The 803-nt window shown below is 45.2% G+C and carries 3 protein-coding genes; all 3 read left to right on the top strand.

The genetic code is table 11. From position 1 onward, the window contains the following. Positions 1-249, top strand: a 249-nt coding sequence (locus Xentx_RS19290; RefSeq protein WP_167366789.1) for a hypothetical protein, incomplete at its 5' end; no start/stop codon positions are given. Further along, a complete protein-coding gene (locus Xentx_RS18200; RefSeq protein WP_074021886.1) occupies positions 246-449 on the top strand; it encodes a hypothetical protein in 204 nt (67 codons plus the stop codon). The genes Xentx_RS19290 and Xentx_RS18200, both read left to right, overlap by 4 nt. 4 nt (positions 450-453) lie before the next feature. Then, on the top strand, positions 454-803 hold a 350-nt coding region (locus tag Xentx_RS18195; RefSeq protein WP_074021885.1), incomplete at its 3' end, for a structural protein.

The following is an 803-nucleotide window of genomic DNA, read 5'->3' as shown; positions in this document are numbered from 1 at the left end:
GAACGCTGCCTGAAAGACACGATCGGTATAACCCGCAAATCGGCTCGTTGTCATATCTGCGATGAAATCATCCCCCTGAAATCCATCGCCAGATTATCAACATGGGTATTTGATGGTGAAATCATACACTATCGTTGTTGTGCAGTTTGTTGTGATGCGATGGCGAAATTCAATGGTGATGATGACGAACTCATCGATGATCGGTATGAAATGGGCGAAACATCCCGAATGAATAGGAATGCATCATGAATACCTATAATTTTCCGCCCTATGGCGTTAGTAGCCGGATGTATCCCATCACTGTTGTTTTAGAACGTATTACGCATTTTCAGCCCATTGACTATAACGGTAATAATGGAACAGCTATTTTTCTGGATACAGGAGTAGAGGTTTGTACCAGTATGTGCAGTTGGGATGTTGAAAAATTGCTGAACGACCATGAGGGATAATCTGATGACCAGAGGCATTAGGAATCACAATCCGGGCAATATCCGCCACGGTGACCAATGGCAGGGACTGTGCAGCAGGCAGACTGATCAGTCATTCTGTCAGTTTATCGCACCAGAGTACGGTATTCGGGCGATGCTCAAAATCCTGCGCAATTATGTGAAACTCTACGGCGATAATACCATCCGCCAGTTTATTTCCCGCTGGGCACCGCCAAATGAGAATGATACCGAGAGTTATATTACCTATGTGAGCCAAACAGTCGGTGTATCCAGTCATGCCGTGATTGATGTTAACGACAAATCCATCATGACAGCATTGACTAAGGCGATGATCCAGATGGAGAACGGCAAGCA

The sequence above is a fragment of the Xenorhabdus thuongxuanensis genome (genome assembly GCF_001908095.1).
GTDB classification, from domain to species: Bacteria; Pseudomonadota; Gammaproteobacteria; order Enterobacterales; family Enterobacteriaceae; genus Xenorhabdus; species Xenorhabdus thuongxuanensis.
This window is presented reverse-complemented; position numbering and strand designations above follow the sequence as displayed.

Coding starts and splice junctions, on each gene's coding strand:
- Xentx_RS18200 (WP_074021886.1), top strand. CDS start 246: ATGAATACCTATAATTTTCCGCCCTATGGCGTTAGTAGCCGGATGTAT.